We start from the raw sequence: 15,908 nt of genomic DNA on the forward strand, positions 1-15,908 counted from the left end.
AAATTCAGCAACAACTGGCAGAAGCAGAAACGCAAAATACAGCGACTGCATTCCTGTATCGCAAATATCCGCAGGGACTACCTTCACAAAGTCACAACGACCGTCAGCAAAAACCACGCAATGATAGTCATTGAGGATTTGAAGGTCAGCAACATGTCAAAGTCAGCAGCGGGTACGGTCAGCCAGCCGGGGCGCAATGTCCGGGCAAAATCAGGTTTAAACCGTTCGATACTGGATCAGGGCTGGTATGAAATGCGCCGCCAGCTTGAGTACAAGCAGCTCTGGCGTGGCGGTCAGGTGTTTGCTGTTCCGCCAGCGTGCACAAGCCAGCGTTGCGCGTGCTGTGGTCATACAGCGAAAGAAAACCGCCTGTCACAAAGTAAATTCAGATGCCAGGTATGTGGATATACAGCGAACGCCGATGTAAATGGCGCTCGTAACATTTTAGCGGCGGGGCACGCCGTTCTTGCCTGTGGAGAGATGGTGCAGTCAGGCCGCCCGTTGAAGCAGGAACCCACCGAAATGATTCAGGCGACAGCCTGAACGTAGCAGGGAGCCTCGTCCTTCAGGGCGTGGAGGATGTCAACAAACAGGTTGAATTAACTCCGCGCCCTGGTTTTTGACATTACCTACCGCGCGCGATACCGGGTGCCAGGTGAACTGGTTTGCTGGCACACAGCCGTTGGTAGCAATTTCTGATGCTTCTTTACCGCCAATCTCTTGCCGCATCCATTCCTGTGCAGCTTCTGGCGACAGAACCAGCGGGCGGCGGTCATGAATGTCTACCAGACCCTGGTCTGCTGCAGCAGTGACAATTAAAAATCCTTCGGCTTCGTCACCATGCTCAAATGGTGTGCTACCTATCGCGGCCATAAAAATAGGTTGTCCATCAGCACGATAGATAAAAAAAGGCTGTTTTTTGTCGCCTTCTTTTTTCCACTCAAACCAGCCATCGGCAAAACAGATTGCCCGACCATGTTGCCAGAGCGGTTTAAACATGCGACTGGTTGCGGCAGTTTCTACGCGGGCGTTAATCAGCGGCGGTTTATCCCACCATCCGGGAGCATATCCCCAGAAAACCGGATCCAGATGAAGGTGTTCATCACGTTCACTGAGCAGAAGAACTTTGGTTCCCGGCGCGACGTTGTATCTGCCAATGGGTTCGGGATCGTAGGGAATATCGCGTTCAATATCTTCCGCGAGAAGCGCAAGGTAATCTTCACGCGTTTGGGATTGGGCAAAGCGTCCACACATAGAAACCTCCTGAGATCATACTGAAAAGAATAGGAGAGGGGGCGGGTAAAATCTATGTGTCAGAGGCAACGATGTTCCCGCTGTGGGCCACAGCGGGAATGAGGGATTACTTCTGAATTAAATAACGAATGGTCGGCCCGTCTTGCTGAATATCCCGCACCGTATAGCCGTGATTACGCGCATCCAGTGGAATATTATTGATCGACTGTGGACAGTCGCTCACCACTTCCAGGATTTCCCCTTTTTTTAACTGCGGCATCGCCTCAAGGGTTGCGACTGCCGGATAAGGGCAGGGTTCACCCACCATATCAAGGCGGTAATCAGGAACGATATTTTTCATGCGATCTCCTTAGCAGTCTGCGGTGCCGCACGGCGGAAGAAGCGTTTTTCCCAGCCGATAATCAACATCAGCGCAGTAAACAACAGCAAATATGTCACCAGCAGGCCACCCATCGGGCCAAAGGTTTTCAGCAGGTTGATTTTGTCCCAGTCGGTGGCCAGCGCCGGAGCGAAATCATCCCAGTAATACGCCAGAATCGTCGAGCCGATCACATTGCCCAGACCGACCCACCAGTAGTGCACCTGGCCTTCTACCGCGCGGTACATCCAGCCGGTTTCGCAGCCGCCTGCCAGCACGATGCCAAAACCAAACAGTAAACCACCAATTACCGCGTTTGGTCCCGCCCACATGATTTTGGGTTCAACGCCTAACTGTACGTAACTGAAGATCCCGATGGCACTCACCGCCATACCGATAATGATTGCTTTCGCCATATGGGTACGTCCGGTGATCCACATATCGCGGAACGCCGAAGTAAAGCAGATTTGCGCACGTTCAATCAGTAAACCAAAGCCGACGCCAAACAGCATTGCCAGCCCCAGTTTTGGTTGGTTCATCGCCGTGAGCAGCGCCCAGCCCAGCATACCGAAAAAGACCAGCATCCCGAGACGAAAACGACGCCGCGCCTGATCCGGTTTTTGCGTCAGCGGTGAGGCGGCAGAAACTTTCTGCATTTTCACGGGAATACGGAAGATGGGCAGCAGGGTAAAGCGTGCGCCAAACCATGAACCAATGGCAGTGGCGATGGCAAAGAACCAGGCATGCAGCGAGAACTGAGGAATACCGGTAAAGAACGCCGCCAGGTTACAGCCCATTGCCAGACGCGCGCCAAAACCAGCGATAATACCGCCAATAATGGCCTGCATAATGCGGATACGGCTGCGTGGCATGCGCAGTTTGACATTGTTGGCCCACAGCGCTGCGGCAAAGCAGCCGCCAAACATGCCGAGGATCATCATCCCGTCGATGCGGGTTAATGGCGATCCTTCCAGATGGATAATTTTAAAATAACCCCACTCTTCAGCATGGACGCCAAACAGCTGCAGGAGCTGGCCGCCCCAACGGGTAAATTCACCCGTGACAGCCCAAAAGGTGCCAGTAATGCCAAAATAGTAAGTGGAGAGAATACCCGCCGCGATGACCGCAGGGATGGGTGCCCAGAATTTAATCAACCAGGCGTGTTTGAATTGCTGCCATGACATGAATGTAGCCTCTGAACTCAGAAGGTTTGAAACAAGAGTCGCGAATCATACATCATGCAAATTTATTTTCGGGGTAATAATTCACAAAAATAATAGTTAGATCAAATTTCTCTCTGAACCTGGAAAGGCTGGCGACATCAGGGCTTTAATGCCACAATCCTCTTTTCTTCTCATGCAGGACGAATGATGAAAAAACTCGCAATTGCAGGCGCGCTCATGTTGCTGGCGGGCTGTGCCGAAGTCGAAAACTATAACAATGTCGTGAAAACCCCCGCGCCGGACTGGCTGGCGGGCTACTGGCAGACCAAAGGGCCGCAACGTGCGCTGGTCAGTCCGGAAGCGATAGGCAGCCTGATTGTCACTAAAGAGGGTGATACTCTGGATTGCCGTCAGTGGCAGCGGGTGATTGCTGTGCCGGGTAAGTTGGCATTGATGTCTGATGATCTCACTAACGTTACCGTAAAACGTGAGCTGTACGAGGTTGAGCGTGACGGTAACACCATTGAGTACGATGGTATGACGATGGAGCGTGTGGATCGCCCGACGGCAGAGTGTGCCGCCGCGCTGGATAAAGCGCCGTTACCGACGCCACTGCCGTAATGAAATCTCCCCGGCTTGCCGCCGGGGATGAATTTAAATCACCTCTTCGATAACCCACACGCTGACGCTGCCGCCGTTGCAAAAGAAGGTTGCTTCGCCGTGTTCGTCGGTTATTACGCTCTCTTGCCGGTTCCCCAGAAAATCACGCCAGGTTTTATTGCCGTAATTCTCTCCCAGATGAATGGTTTTTTCGCCATCATCCCCGTTCGACATGACCACCACGCAGCCGGGATATTCGTCGGTGCCACTGCGGCTAAAGGCAATGCAGTTCGGATGGTCGAAAAATAACGTCTGTACACCGTGGGCGAAACGCTGACGGGCGAGAATTAACTCATCAAGCTGTTCGATTATTGGCATATCTATCGGATAGGTTTGCCCGTCACCACCGACATCTTCGTAATGCGCACCGTAGAGGTCCGGATAGAATACCGAAGGAACGCCATTTTCCCGCAACAAAATTAAGGCATACGCCAGCGGTTTAAACCACGGTTCGACCGGCGCTTCGAGGGCTTGCAACGGTTGGGTGTCGTGATTGGCAACGAGCGTCACGGCGTGGAAAGGATCGGCTTCCACTAATGTACCCGTGAAAATCTGCGTCATGTCGTAGTCGCGCCCCATGCGCGATGCTTCATGGAATTTCATCTGCAGCGGCGCATCGAACAGCATGGTTTTGCCTTCCACCTGATCAATATACGTTTGCAGTTTATCGACTTCATGCGACCAGTACTCCGCCACAATAAACAGCGGCTTTGGCGCAACTTCCTGTACGTGTTCGATCCACTCTTTATAAAACCACGCCGGAATATGTTTGACCGCATCAAGACGAAAACCGTCGCATTGCGTTTGTTCCATCACCCAGCGCGCCCAGTATTTAATCTCTTCCGTCACGGCATGATTGCGAAAATCGATATTCTCGCCCATCAGATAATCGAAATTACCTAATTCATCATCAACCTGATCGTTCCAGCCTTCGCCGGTGTAGTCGTTAACAATTTTAAATATGCCATCTTCATCAGGGTTTTCGATATGGTCGATACCGCTAAAACATTTGAAATCCCAGATAAACTGTGAGTATTGCCCGGCACGGGCGGGGAAGGTGTAACGCGTCCAGCCTTCGCACTCAATGATTTCTTCATCAATTTGCGTACGGTCGTCAGCATTTACACGCTGCACGCGAATAGCTTCTTTTTCATCCGCGCCCATTTTGTGGTTGACTACCACGTCCAACAGCACCGCAATGTCATTACGTTTCAGGGCGTCAATGGCGGCCAGCAATTGTACTTTATCGCCATATTTAGTAGGGATGCTGCCTTTCTGATCAAACTCGCCTAAATCAAATAAATTATAGGAGTCGTAGCCGACCGAATACCCGCCCGATGCGCCTTTATAGGCGGGCGGCAACCAGACCATATTGATACCAATATCATTAAAACCGTCGGCGCGCTCGGCCAGTTCAGGCCAGAGCTTACCGCCTTCCGGGTAATACCAGTGAAAACATTGTAACAGCGTGGGATTACGCATTCTTCGACTCCATTCAAGGGGAACATTAGAAGCGTAGCCGTAATCGGATTATTCGCGAACCATTAGCTCGTTAAGATTCACGAGAAGTTATCTTGCGGAGCCAGCACAAAGCCGCCCTGATCGCCATAGGCACTTAACACCGATTTTTGCACCGATGACTGACCGACCAGTTTCGCCAGTTCATCCATACGAATCTGTAATAACTGCTTTACCTTGCTTTCGTTGTCGAGAATCAGGCGCAGCATCGGGCGGAGCTGCTCCTGCATCGTGGTGGACGGGGCAACCTCTTCAGTCAGGTGTGCTATACTCCTGCACCGCATTCACATACGCCATTTCGCTGGCGATGAGTTCGTCCCATTGTTCTTCCGTTGCCAGGCGTAACATGAGCTGGCTTTTTTCGACGAGTTGTTGCCAGGCGAAATACAAATGCGGTGCATGGTTCATCAGACTGGGTCCTGAATCAAAGAAGGGGAGAGTAACGACTCTTTCCAGGCATCGGCAATATTGCGCATTAATGCTTCCACTTCTTCGACTGCGGAGACATCGTTGCGTAAATTGGCTTGCAGCAAGCGCCTGACCATATAGCTATAAAGAGCAATCAAGTTTTGGGTTAGTTCGTCTTTGCTCTCTTCATCAAGACTCACCCGCAGTCCGTTCTCAATGATGTTGATCGCTTTTGACAAAGAGACGCCTTTGCCTTGCTGATTGTTGTCCTGCATAAACAGGCGCGCTCTAACCAGTGCGCTCAGCACTCCATCAAATAGCATGGTGACCAGCTGCTGCTGGCTGGCGCTCATTACGGCGCTTTCGACGCCAATTTGTGCATAGGCCTGGGTGCCTTTTGCCGCGTACATGACCTGTCTCCCGATGAATAATGATTACTTGGAATTACTGTTGTTTTCGAACTGCTGCGTTAAGTAGCTGCTGGTGCTGTTTAACGAGGTCATTAAAACGTCCAGTTGGGTAAATTGTTTTTTGTAGCGCGCGACCTGCGCATCAATGCGATCGCTGGCGGCGTTGTAGTCTTTAGTTAACTTATTCAGGGTCTTACTAACGCCATCGGTAGCGGCTTTAATAATGCCCGTTGTCGAAAGCCAACTGGTCAGGTTGCTGCCGATGGTGGTCGTGATGCCGGTTTTTTTACCATCGCCAACAATCAATGCACCTACGCCGCTGGCATCTTTTTTCAGTGCAGCGGTGAGTTTGTCGGCATCCAGTTCCAGTTTGCCATCGCTGGGATCGGTCGTGATACCAATCTGCGCCAGCGTTTTATAGCTGGAAGAACTGACGGTATTACTCAGCATCGACTTCAACTGCGTCTGAATCGTCCGCAGCGTGGAGTCGCCGAGCAGTGCGCCATTGCTAGAACTCTGGCTATCAGCTCCCGCATCTACGGCGGTGTATTTGGTCAGGCTACTGAAGGTATCTATTAACGAGTTATAGGCATTCACCCAGTCTTTAATCGCCGTTTGCGCTTTGGAGGTGTCCTGAGTGATGGTTAGCGTCTGGTTGCCCGTGGTGACATCGTTCAGGTTCAGGGTGATGTTTTCCAGCGCGTCGCTGATGGTGTTGCTGCTGTTCTCAATGGCGACGTTGTTGACCGTCAGCTGCGCATTCTTGGCGGCGACCGAGACCTCCATACCGTTGCTGCTGGCACTGGCGTCATAGCCCATAAAACTTTGTAGCGCATCATCACCGCTGACCGAGAGTGTCATCGCATTATCAAGGCCGGTGTCATTTGATGTGACTGACAGACGATATTCACCGTTACCCACGTTAATGATGCTCGCACTTACGCCCGCTTTTGCGTTGTTGATAGCATCACGGATCCCGCTTAACGATGAGTTAGCCGCGCTGATATCAATGGTAATCGGATCTTTGTCGCCGCCTTGTTGAATGGTGAGTTTGCTGTCGCTGGTGGCGATCGCCGTTTTCGTATCATCTCTGGTGGTGCGCGTGGTCAGGGTTTGCGCCTGCGCCAGATGGGTGACGCTGATGGTGTATTTCCCGGCGATGGCGTTACCCGCAGTGGTGGCACTGAACGCGGTGGTGCTGCTGGTAGTGCTGGTGGCGGAAAAAAGATCGGCTTTAGACAATGCAGTATTGGCGGTCTGGAAAGTCGTCAGCGCGCTTTTCAGCGTACCGTAGGCGCTAAGTTTAGCGGTAAACGACGATTGCTGATTTGAAATAGGGGTTAGCGTCGCTTTTTGCGCGGCGGTGAGGCTATCAAGGATTGAACTTAAATCCAGACCTGACCCGACTCCCAGCGATGAAATACTTGCCATGCGATTTCCTTTTATCTTTCGACACGTAAAACGAATACCGGGGTTATTGGCCTGAATTGCGCAAAGTTTACGTTTAATTGTTTTTTTTAATAGCGGGAATAAGGGGCAGAGAAAAGAGTATTTCGGCGACTAACAAAAAATGGCTGTTTGTGAAAAAAATTCTAAAGGTTGTTTTACGACAGACGATAACAGGGTTGACGGCGATTGAGCCGACGGGTGGAAACCCAATACGTAATCAACGACTTGCAATATAGGATAACGAATCATGGCACAAGTCATTAATACCAACAGCCTCTCGCTGATCACTCAAAATAATATCAACAAGAACCAGTCTGCGCTGTCGAGTTCTATCGAGCGTCTGTCTTCTGGCTTGCGTATTAACAGCGCGAAGGATGACGCCGCAGGTCAGGCGATTGCTAACCGTTTTACTTCTAATATTAAAGGCCTGACTCAGGCGGCCCGTAACGCCAACGACGGTATCTCCGTTGCGCAGACCACTGAAGGCGCGCTGTCCGAAATCAACAACAACTTACAGCGTATTCTTGAACTGACGGTTCAGGCTTCTACCGGGACTAACTCCGATTCGGATCTGGACTCCATTCAGGACGAAATCAAATCCCGTCTGGACGAAATTGACCGCGTATCTGGCCAGACCCAGTTCAACGGCGTGAACGTACTGGCGAAAGACGGTTCAATGAAAATTCAGGTTGGTGCGAATGACGGCCAGACTATCACGATTGATCTGAAGAAAATTGACTCAGATACGCTGGGGCTGAATGGTTTTAACGTGAATGGCAAAGGCACTATTGCGAACAAAGCTGCTACAGTCAGCGATCTGACCGCTGCTGGTGCAACGGGAACAGGTCCTTATGCTGTGACCACAAACAATACAGCACTCAGCGCTAGCGATGCACTGTCTCGCCTGAAAACCGGAGATACAGTTACTACTACTGGCTCGAGTGCTGCGATCTATACTTATGATGCGGCTAAAGGGAACTTCACCACTCAAGCAACAGTTGCAGATGGCGATGTTGTTAACTTTGCGAATACTCTGAAACCAGCGGCTGGCACTACTGCATCAGGTGTTTATACTCGTAGTACTGGTGATGTGAAGTTTGATGTAGATGCTAATGGCGATGTGACCATCGGTGGTAAAGCCGCGTACCTGGACGCCACTGGTAACCTATCTACAAACAACGCCGGCATTGCATCTTCAGCGAAATTGTCCGATCTGTTTGCTAGCGGTAGTACCTTAGCGACAACTGGTTCTATCCAGTTGTCTGGCACAACTTATAACTTTGGTGCAGCGGCAACTTCTGGCGTAACCTACACCAAAACTGTAAGCGCTGATACTGTACTGAGCACAGTGCAGAGTGCTGCAACGGCTAACACAGCAGTTACTGGTGCGACAATTAAGTATAATACAGGTATTCAGTCTGCAACGGCGTCCTTCGGTGGTGCGAATACTAATGGTGCTGGTAATTCGAATGACACCTATACTGATGCAGACAAAGAGCTCACCACAACCGCATCTTACACTATCAACTACAACGTCGATAAGGATACCGGTACAGTAACTGTAGCTTCAAATGGCGCAGGTGCAACTGGTAAATTTGCAGCTACTGTTGGGGCACAGGCTTATGTTAACTCTACAGGCAAACTGACCACTGAAACCACCAGTGCAGGCACTGCAACCAAAGATCCTCTGGCTGCCCTGGATGAAGCTATCAGCTCCATCGACAAATTCCGTTCATCCCTGGGTGCTATTCAGAACCGTCTGGATTCTGCAGTCACCAACCTGAACAACACCACTACCAACCTGTCTGAAGCGCAGTCCCGTATTCAGGACGCCGACTATGCGACCGAAGTGTCCAACATGTCGAAAGCGCAGATCATCCAGCAGGCCGGTAACTCCGTGCTGGCAAAAGCCAACCAGGTACCGCAGCAGGTTCTGTCTCTGCTGCAGGGTTAATCGTCGTAACCTGATTAACTGAGACTGACGGCAACGCCAAATTGCCTGATGCGCTGCACTTATCAGGCCTACAAGGTGAATTGCAATTTATTGAATTTGCACATTTTTGTAGGCCGGATAAGGCGTTTACGCCGCATCCGGCAACATAAAGCGCAATTTGTCAGCAACGTGCTTCCCCGCCACCGGCGGGGTTTTTTCTGCATGGAATTTACCGGTAACCCCCAAATAACCCCTCATTTCACCCACTAATCGTCCGATTAAAAACCCTGCAGAAACGGATAATCATGCCGATAACTCATATAACGCAGGGCTGTTTATCGTGAATTCACTCTATACCGCTGAAGGTGTAATGGATAAACACTCGCTGTGGCAGCGTTATGTCCCGCTGGTGCGTCACGAAGCATTGCGCCTGCAGGTTCGACTGCCCGCGAGCGTGGAACTTGACGATCTGCTACAGGCGGGCGGCATTGGGTTACTTAATGCCGTCGAACGCTATGACGCCCTACAAGGAACGGCATTTACAACTTACGCAGTGCAGCGTATCCGTGGCGCTATGCTGGATGAACTTCGCAGCCGTGACTGGGTGCCGCGCAGCGTGCGACGCAACGCGCGTGAAGTGGCACAGGCAATAGGGCAACTGGAGCAGGAACTTGGCCGCAACGCCACGGAAACTGAGGTAGCGGAACGTTTAGGGATCGATATTGCCGATTATCGCCAAATGTTGCTCGACACCAATAACAGCCAGCTTTTCTCCTACGATGAGTGGCGCGAAGAGCACGGCGATAGCATCGAACTGGTTACTGATGATCATCAGCGAGAAAACCCGCTACAACAACTGCTGGACAGTAATCTGCGCCAGCGGGTGATGGAAGCTATCGAAACGTTGCCGGAGCGCGAAAAACTGGTATTAACCCTCTATTACCAGGAAGAGCTGAATCTCAAAGAGATTGGCGCGGTGCTGGAGGTCGGGGAATCGCGGGTCAGTCAGTTACACAGCCAGGCCATTAAACGGTTAAGCACTAAACTGGGTAAGTTATAACGTCAGTAAATGCCGCACTTTAACTTTGACTACCAGGAGTTCTTAATGATGGTGCAGCACCTGAAAAGACGGCCATTAAGCCGCTATCTTAAAGACTTTAAACACAGCCAGGCCCATTGCGCGCATTGCCGTAAATTACTCGATCGCATTACCTTAGTTCGCGACGGCAAAATAGTGAATAAAATCGAGATTTCCCGCCTGGACACGCTGCTTGATGAAAATGGCTGGCAAGTGGAACAACAGTCATGGGCGGCATTGTGCCGATTTTGCGGTGATTTACATTGCAAAACGCAGAGTGATTTTTTCGATATTATCGGCTTTAAGCAATTTCTTTTTGAGCAAACTGAAATGAGCCCAGGTACGGTGCGTGAATATGTCGTTCGTTTGCGCCGTTTGGGGAATCATCTACATGAGCAAAATATTTCCCTCGATCAGCTGCAGGACGGTTTCCTTGATGAAATCCTCGCCCCGTGGCTGCCCACCACCAGCACCAACAATTACCGCATCGCATTACGGAAGTATCAACACTATCAGCGTCAAACGTGTACCGGACTTGTGCAGAAATCCTCCAGCCTGCCTGCTTCTGATATATATTAAATAAGAATAAGATGTAGCGGAGTTGTTTTTGTGTTTACAAACAATGGCTCTACACTGCAAACAGACATAACAACATTCGGGGTGAATATGAAATTAGCACATCTGGGACGTCAGGCATTGATGGGTGTGATGGCCGTGGCGCTGGTTGCGGGCATGAGCGTTAAAAGTTTTGCAGATGAAGGTCTGCTTAATAAAGTCAAAGAGCGCGGTACGCTACTGGTAGGGCTGGAAGGAACTTATCCGCCGTTCAGTTTTCAGGGGGATGACGGCAAATTAACCGGTTTTGAAGTGGAATTTGCCCAACAGCTGGCAAAACATCTTGGCGTTGAGGCGTCACTAAAACCGACCAAATGGGACGGTATGCTAGCGTCGCTGGACTCTAAACGTATTGATGTGGTGATTAATCAGGTCACCATTTCTGATGAGCGCAAGAAAAAATACGATTTCTCTACCCCGTACACCATTTCTGGTATTCAGGCGCTGGTGAAAAAAGGTAACGAAGGCACCATTAAAACGGCTGCTGATCTGAAAGGCAAAAAAGTGGGTGTCGGTCTGGGCACCAACTATGAAGAGTGGCTGCGGCAGAATGTTCAGGGCGTCGATGTGCGTACCTATGATGATGACCCGACCAAATATCAGGATCTGCGCGTAGGCCGTATCGATGCGATCCTCGTTGACCGTCTGGCGGCGCTGGATCTGGTGAAGAAAACCAACGATACGCTGGCAGTAACCGGTGAAGCATTCTCCCGTCAGGAGTCTGGCGTGGCGCTGCGTAAAGGAAATGAAGACCTGCTGAAAGCAGTGAACGATGCAATTGCGGAAATGCAAAAAGATGGCACTCTGCAAGCCCTTTCCGAAAAATGGTTTGGTGCTGATGTGACCAAATAATCAGCATAATGACAAAAAAGGGCGCTTTCACTAGCGCCTTTTTTATTTACGCGTTTTCAGCGTGCATAATAAGAAAATCACAACAACACACATCGGAGGCTATTATGCCACTGCATAATTTAACCCGTTTTCCACGGCTGGAGTTTATCGGCGCGCCAACGCCGCTCGAATATCTGCCGCGCTTTTCTGATTATCTTGGACGGGAAATTTTCATCAAACGGGATGACGTCACACCCATGGCAATGGGCGGCAATAAATTACGTAAGCTGGAATTTCTCGCGGCAGATGCCCTGCGCGAAGGTGCCGATACGCTGATTACTGCCGGCGCGATCCAGTCTAACCATGTGCGGCAGACTGCCGCAGTTGCGGCGAAACTCGGCCTGCACTGCGTGGCGCTGCTGGAAAATCCTATTGGCACAACCGCAGAAAACTATTTAACCAACGGCAATCGTTTGTTGCTGAATCTGTTCAATACCCAGATTGAAATGTGCGACGCACTGACCGATCCCAATGCCCAACTGGAAGAGCTGGCGACGCGAGTCGAAGCACAAGGCTTTCGCCCGTATGTCATTCCGGTTGGCGGTTCTAATGCTCTGGGCGCGCTGGGTTATGTGGAGAGTGCGCTGGAAATCGCGCAACAGTGTGAAGGGGCGGTTAATATTTCGTCGGTGGTGGTCGCATCGGGCAGTGCCGGAACTCACGCCGGATTGGCTGTTGGGCTGGAACACCTGATGCCTGAAAGCGAACTGATTGGCGTGACCGTGTCGCGTTCCGTTGCCGATCAATTGCCGAAAGTGGTTAACCTACAACAGGCGATTGCGAAAGAACTGGAGCTGACCGCATCAGCGGAAATTTTACTCTGGGATGACTATTTTGCACCTGGCTACGGCGTGCCGAACGACGAAGGCATGGAAGCAGTGAAATTGCTGGCGCGTCTGGAAGGCATTCTGCTTGATCCTGTGTATACCGGAAAAGCGATGGCGGGGCTGATTGACGGTATCAGTCAGAAACGCTTCAAAGATGAAGGGCCGATTCTGTTTATTCATACCGGCGGCGCGCCTGCGCTGTTCGCCTATCATCCCCACGTTTAGCTCCGGGAACGCTCATGCAAGAAAGTATACAACTGGTTATTGATTCCTTGCCGTTCCTGTTGAAAGGGGCTGGGTATACCCTGCAACTCAGTATCGGCGGCATGTTTTTTGGCTTACTACTCGGGTTTATTCTCGCGCTGATGCGCCTGTCGCCAATCTGGCCCGTGCGCTGGCTGGCGCGTTTTTATATCTCTATTTTTCGTGGTACGCCGCTCATCGCACAACTGTTTATGATCTATTACGGCCTGCCGCAGTTTGGTATCGAATTAGATCCCATTCTGTCAGCAATGATTGGTCTGTCGCTGAACACTGCCGCCTATGCCGCCGAAACGCTGCGCGCCGCCATTTCTTCTATTGATAAAGGTCAGTGGGAAGCCGCTGCCAGTATTGGTATGACGCCGTGGCAGACCATGCGTCGCGCGATTTTGCCACAGGCGGCGCGGGTGGCGTTGCCGCCGCTGTCGAACAGCTTTATCAGTCTGGTAAAAGATACGTCGCTGGCCGCGACAATCCAGGTGCCGGAGCTGTTCCGTCAGGCGCAGTTGATTACCTCGCGCACGCTGGAGGTGTTCACCATGTACCTGGCGGCTTCGCTCATCTACTGGATCATGGCGACTGTGTTATCGACGTTGCAGAACCATTTTGAGAATCAACTTAATCGCCAGGAGAGAGAACCCAAATGAGTGCCATTGAAGTTAAGAACCTGGTGAAAAAATTCCAAGGTCAGACGGTGCTGCACGGTATCGACCTCGAGGTAAAGCCTGGCGAAGTGGTGGCAATTATCGGTCCGAGTGGTTCCGGCAAAACCACGTTGCTACGCAGCATAAATCTGCTGGAACAACCGGAAGCGGGAACGATCACCGTTGGCGATATCACTATTGATACTGCACGTTCATTAAGTCAGCAAAAATCGCTGATTCGCCAGTTGCGTCAGCACGTCGGGTTTGTCTTCCAGAACTTTAATTTGTTTCCGCATCGTACGGTGCTGGAAAACATTATTGAAGGGCCGGTGATCGTCAAAGGCGAACCGAAAGAAGAGGCCACGGCGCGCGCTCGCGAGCTGCTGGCGAAAGTTGGGCTGGCCGGTAAAGAAACCAGCTATCCACGTCGTTTGTCTGGCGGTCAACAGCAGCGTGTAGCGATTGCGCGTGCGCTGGCAATGCGTCCTGAGGTGATTTTGTTTGACGAGCCAACGTCAGCGCTGGATCCAGAGCTGGTGGGCGAAGTCCTGAACACAATCCGCCAGCTGGCGCAGGAAAAGCGCACGATGGTGATTGTGACGCACGAAATGAGCTTTGCCCGGGATGTTGCGGACCGGGCGATTTTTATGGACCTGGGGCGGATAGTCGAGCAGGGGGCAGCAAAAGCGTTATTTGCCGATCCCCAGCAGCCTCGCACCCGACAGTTCCTCGAGAAGTTTCTGCTGCAATAATAAGAAAAAATCAGCCCCGACGATTCACCTGTCGGGGCGGGACGCCATTTCAAGCGTGATAAAACTGCTTAACAAATCAGCATAACTCATTAATAACATAAGAGAATGCGATGGCTTGCAAAAGTAATTCATTGCCTGAATAATATAAATTATATATAAATCTTATTTATGTGATAGTTTGAATTATCATTATAAATGATACTCACTCTCAGGGGCGTTGCGGTTTACTATGCAGGATACGGATTTTTTCAGTTGGCGTCGCACGATGCTGTTGCGTTTTCAGAGGATGGAGGCCGCAGAAGAGGTCTACCATGAAATAGAGCTTCAGGCTCAGCAGCTGGAGTACGATTACTATTCGTTATGTGTTCGCCACCCGGTACCATTCACGCGACCTAAAGTGGCTTTCTACACCAATTACCCTGAGTCGTGGGTTAGTTATTATCAGGCAAAAAATTTTCTCGCAATTGATCCTGTGCTAATTTTCTCGCAATTGATCCTGTGCTGAACCCTGAAAACTTTAGTCAGGGCCATTTAATGTGGAATGATGACTTATTCAGCGAAGCACAGCCATTATGGGAAGCCGCGCACGCACATGGTTTACGCCGCGGTGTCACTCAGTATTTAATGCTGCCAAATCGGGCGCTGGGCTTTTTGTCCTTTTCCCGTTGCAGCACACGCGAAATACCCATTCTTAGTGATGAACTGCAATTAAAAATGCAGTTACTGGTGCGCGAAAGTCTGATGGCTCTGATGCGTTTAAATGATGAAATAGTGATGACGCCAGAGATGAATTTCAGCAAGCGCGAAAAAGAAATTCTGAAATGGACGGCGGAAGGGAAGACATCAGCAGAGATAGCGATGATTTTGTCAATCTCTGAGAATACGGTCAATTTCCATCAGAAAAACATGCAGAAAAAAATCAATGCACCAAATAAGACCCAGGTGGCCTGTTACGCGGCCGCTACTGGCTTAATTTGATCGCTTTTCTTTCTGCGTGCCAGATGCAAAAACCGGCTGAAAGGCACGCTCTCAGCCGGTTTTATATTACTGACGGTAGGCTTGTTTAATTTGCTTAACCGTTTTGGAAAATACTGCAGCCTGGGTTTCGTCTTCGATCAGCGCAAGCTGTTTTTCCATCTTTAACATCACGCGGCCCGCGTCAGCTTGTCCCATCGCCTGCAGCATCAGCGTCAGCATCGCTTTCAGGCAGGAGACTTCATTTGCCAGTTCTTGATTATTCTCGGCAGTAGAAAAATCAGGCGTACTCATTTATTTTCCTCGTCATGTTGCAATGAAAATTTGCGGTGAAAAATGTTAAGGCGGCGGAGTATACCATAAGCTTTGCTAAAAATAGCAGTGGTTGTTTTTTGAGCGTGATATCGGCAGTGCTATAAAATACGTTAATATAATGACCAATAAATATTTTTATCATGAATGTTTTTGCCCGTATTGTTCGGGTTAATTAATGTTACATATTCAGCGGGCTGATTTTCATTTTTGCTGAATAAAGTCAATTTTTGTCACATTTCATCGTAGGGCTTACTGTGAAACGATCCGGTAAGCCGTTGGTGACGGGCGTGACCATAACTGTGGACAATCGAATTGACAAAAACGAGAGAAAAATCGAATACCCACCATTTTTAACGTTTCAAAGTTGCAATAAAAACCGCTAATATACGAATGACTA

17 protein-coding genes and 3 pseudogenes are annotated in these 15,908 nt (G+C 50.3%); 10 read left to right on the top strand and 10 right to left on the bottom strand.

Annotation, left to right across the window (positions count from 1 at the left end; translation table 11 throughout):
• Positions 1 to 543: RNA-guided endonuclease InsQ/TnpB family protein (locus BHE85_RS14205; RefSeq protein ID WP_146628270.1), on the top strand; the 543-nt coding region annotated here is incomplete at its 5' end.
• 39 nt (positions 544 to 582) lie between these two features.
• Here the strand turns inward: BHE85_RS14205 and BHE85_RS14210 are convergent.
• The 3 genes from BHE85_RS14210 to yedE form a co-directional block, all read right to left on the bottom strand.
• Positions 583 to 1,254, bottom strand: coding sequence for an SOS response-associated peptidase (locus tag BHE85_RS14210; RefSeq protein WP_000334580.1), 672 nt, complete (start codon positions 1,252 to 1,254; stop codon positions 583 to 585).
• A 106-nt stretch (positions 1,255 to 1,360) separates the two neighbouring features.
• Complete coding sequence (gene yedF / locus BHE85_RS14215; RefSeq protein WP_000790505.1) at positions 1,361 to 1,594, bottom strand: sulfurtransferase-like selenium metabolism protein YedF; 234 nt, start codon at positions 1,592 to 1,594, stop codon at positions 1,361 to 1,363.
• The gene (gene yedE, locus BHE85_RS14220) at positions 1,591 to 2,796 is read right to left on the bottom strand and encodes a selenium metabolism membrane protein YedE/FdhT (protein WP_000118901.1); all 1,206 of its coding nucleotides are present in this window, start codon (positions 2,794 to 2,796) and stop codon (positions 1,591 to 1,593) included. Before yedE ends, yedF begins: the two co-directional genes overlap by 4 nt.
• Positions 2,797 to 2,982: 186 nt before the next feature.
• On the opposite strand from yedE, the gene yedD reads away from it, so the two are divergent.
• Positions 2,983 to 3,396, top strand: a complete 414-nt coding sequence (gene yedD / locus BHE85_RS14225) for a lipoprotein YedD (protein WP_004982887.1) — start codon at positions 2,983 to 2,985, stop codon at positions 3,394 to 3,396.
• A 33-nt stretch (positions 3,397 to 3,429) separates the two neighbouring features.
• On the opposite strand, the gene amyA is transcribed toward yedD, so the two are convergent.
• From amyA to fliD, 4 genes and pseudogenes are all read right to left on the bottom strand, one after another.
• Positions 3,430 to 4,917 carry an alpha-amylase gene (gene amyA, locus BHE85_RS14230; RefSeq protein ID WP_001245725.1) on the bottom strand — a complete coding sequence of 496 codons (1,488 nt, stop codon included), beginning with the start codon at positions 4,915 to 4,917 and terminating at the stop codon, positions 3,430 to 3,432.
• 77 nt (positions 4,918 to 4,994) lie between these two features.
• A pseudogene (gene fliT, locus BHE85_RS14235) lies at positions 4,995 to 5,361 on the bottom strand (flagella biosynthesis regulatory protein FliT).
• Positions 5,361 to 5,771, bottom strand: a complete 411-nt coding sequence (fliS, locus tag BHE85_RS14240) for a flagellar export chaperone FliS (RefSeq protein WP_000270663.1) — start codon at positions 5,769 to 5,771, stop codon at positions 5,361 to 5,363. The pseudogene fliT and the gene fliS overlap by 1 nt, the downstream one beginning before the upstream one ends.
• 24 nt (positions 5,772 to 5,795) lie before the next feature.
• Positions 5,796 to 7,202 carry a flagellar filament capping protein FliD gene (gene fliD / locus BHE85_RS14245; protein WP_000146775.1) on the bottom strand — a complete coding sequence of 469 codons (1,407 nt, stop codon included), beginning with the start codon at positions 7,200 to 7,202 and terminating at the stop codon, positions 5,796 to 5,798.
• Positions 7,203 to 7,467: 265 nt separating this feature from the next.
• Between fliD and BHE85_RS14250 the strand changes: the two genes are divergently transcribed.
• The 8 genes and pseudogenes from BHE85_RS14250 (at position 7,468) to sdiA (ending at position 15,199) form a co-directional block, all read left to right on the top strand.
• A complete protein-coding gene (locus BHE85_RS14250; RefSeq protein ID WP_000079684.1) occupies positions 7,468 to 9,174 on the top strand; it encodes a FliC/FljB family flagellin in 1,707 nt (568 codons plus the stop codon).
• Positions 9,175 to 9,493: 319 nt separating this feature from the next.
• Positions 9,494 to 10,213 (top strand): RNA polymerase sigma factor FliA, encoded by a 720-nt coding sequence (fliA, locus tag BHE85_RS14255; RefSeq protein ID WP_001087468.1) that lies wholly within the window; start codon positions 9,494 to 9,496, stop codon positions 10,211 to 10,213.
• Positions 10,214 to 10,258: 45 nt separating this feature from the next.
• Entirely contained in the window at positions 10,259 to 10,810 is a 552-nt protein-coding gene (fliZ, locus tag BHE85_RS14260) for a flagella biosynthesis regulatory protein FliZ (protein WP_004983035.1), read from the top strand.
• Positions 10,811 to 10,897: 87 nt separating this feature from the next.
• On the top strand, positions 10,898 to 11,698 hold the full coding sequence (gene tcyJ / locus BHE85_RS14265) for a cystine ABC transporter substrate-binding protein (RefSeq protein ID WP_001295643.1): 801 nt from the start codon (positions 10,898 to 10,900) through the stop codon (positions 11,696 to 11,698).
• Between the two features lie 104 nt (positions 11,699 to 11,802).
• The gene (dcyD, locus tag BHE85_RS14270; RefSeq protein WP_001128240.1) at positions 11,803 to 12,789 is read left to right on the top strand and encodes a D-cysteine desulfhydrase; all 987 of its coding nucleotides are present in this window, start codon (positions 11,803 to 11,805) and stop codon (positions 12,787 to 12,789) included.
• 14 nt (positions 12,790 to 12,803) lie between these two features.
• A complete protein-coding gene (gene tcyL, locus BHE85_RS14275) occupies positions 12,804 to 13,472 on the top strand; it encodes a cystine ABC transporter permease (RefSeq protein WP_001158211.1) in 669 nt (222 codons plus the stop codon).
• Positions 13,469 to 14,221 (top strand): L-cystine ABC transporter ATP-binding protein TcyN, encoded by a 753-nt coding sequence (gene tcyN, locus BHE85_RS14280; RefSeq protein WP_001273020.1) that lies wholly within the window; start codon positions 13,469 to 13,471, stop codon positions 14,219 to 14,221. The genes tcyL and tcyN overlap by 4 nt, the downstream gene beginning before the upstream one ends.
• A 229-nt stretch (positions 14,222 to 14,450) precedes the next feature.
• A pseudogene (gene sdiA / locus BHE85_RS14285) lies at positions 14,451 to 15,199 on the top strand (transcriptional regulator SdiA).
• Between the two features lie 66 nt (positions 15,200 to 15,265).
• Here sdiA and yecF read toward each other — a convergent pair.
• The 3 genes and pseudogenes from yecF to BHE85_RS28245 all read right to left on the bottom strand — a co-directional run.
• The gene (gene yecF, locus BHE85_RS14290; RefSeq protein WP_000106474.1) at positions 15,266 to 15,490 is read right to left on the bottom strand and encodes a DUF2594 family protein YecF; all 225 of its coding nucleotides are present in this window, start codon (positions 15,488 to 15,490) and stop codon (positions 15,266 to 15,268) included.
• On the bottom strand, positions 15,477 to 15,653 hold the full coding sequence (yecU, locus tag BHE85_RS14295) for a protein YecU (protein ID WP_000590347.1): 177 nt from the start codon (positions 15,651 to 15,653) through the stop codon (positions 15,477 to 15,479). The genes yecF and yecU overlap by 14 nt, the downstream gene beginning before the upstream one ends.
• An 81-nt stretch (positions 15,654 to 15,734) precedes the next feature.
• Positions 15,735 to 15,806: pseudogene (locus BHE85_RS28245) on the bottom strand (transcriptional regulator); the annotation flags it as partial.
• Between the last annotated feature and the right edge of the window lie 102 nt (positions 15,807 to 15,908).

The organism is Shigella sp. FC1567 (assembly GCF_001743015.1).
In the GTDB taxonomy this organism is placed as follows: Bacteria; Pseudomonadota; Gammaproteobacteria; order Enterobacterales; family Enterobacteriaceae; genus Escherichia; species Escherichia coli.

Bases quoted from the DNA above. Each gene is read 5' to 3' on its own strand.
- tcyL (WP_001158211.1), top strand. From the start codon at position 12,804: ATGCAAGAAAGTATACAACTGGTTATTGATTCCTTGCCGTTCCTGTTG.
- yedD (WP_004982887.1), top strand. From the start codon at position 2,983: ATGAAAAAACTCGCAATTGCAGGCGCGCTCATGTTGCTGGCGGGCTGT.
- fliZ (WP_004983035.1), top strand. From the start codon at position 10,259: ATGATGGTGCAGCACCTGAAAAGACGGCCATTAAGCCGCTATCTTAAA.
- yecF (WP_000106474.1), bottom strand. From the start codon at position 15,490: ATGAGTACGCCTGATTTTTCTACTGCCGAGAATAATCAAGAACTGGCA.
- BHE85_RS14210 (WP_000334580.1), bottom strand. From the start codon at position 1,254: ATGTGTGGACGCTTTGCCCAATCCCAAACGCGTGAAGATTACCTTGCG.
- dcyD (WP_001128240.1), top strand. From the start codon at position 11,803: ATGCCACTGCATAATTTAACCCGTTTTCCACGGCTGGAGTTTATCGGC.
- BHE85_RS14250 (WP_000079684.1), top strand. From the start codon at position 7,468: ATGGCACAAGTCATTAATACCAACAGCCTCTCGCTGATCACTCAAAAT.
- yedF (WP_000790505.1), bottom strand. From the start codon at position 1,594: ATGAAAAATATCGTTCCTGATTACCGCCTTGATATGGTGGGTGAACCC.
- tcyN (WP_001273020.1), top strand. From the start codon at position 13,469: ATGAGTGCCATTGAAGTTAAGAACCTGGTGAAAAAATTCCAAGGTCAG.
- tcyJ (WP_001295643.1), top strand. From the start codon at position 10,898: ATGAAATTAGCACATCTGGGACGTCAGGCATTGATGGGTGTGATGGCC.
- fliD (WP_000146775.1), bottom strand. From the start codon at position 7,202: ATGGCAAGTATTTCATCGCTGGGAGTCGGGTCAGGTCTGGATTTAAGT.
- fliS (WP_000270663.1), bottom strand. From the start codon at position 5,771: ATGTACGCGGCAAAAGGCACCCAGGCCTATGCACAAATTGGCGTCGAA.
- amyA (WP_001245725.1), bottom strand. From the start codon at position 4,917: ATGCGTAATCCCACGCTGTTACAATGTTTTCACTGGTATTACCCGGAA.
- yedE (WP_000118901.1), bottom strand. From the start codon at position 2,796: ATGTCATGGCAGCAATTCAAACACGCCTGGTTGATTAAATTCTGGGCA.
- yecU (WP_000590347.1), bottom strand. From the start codon at position 15,653: ATGATAAAAATATTTATTGGTCATTATATTAACGTATTTTATAGCACT.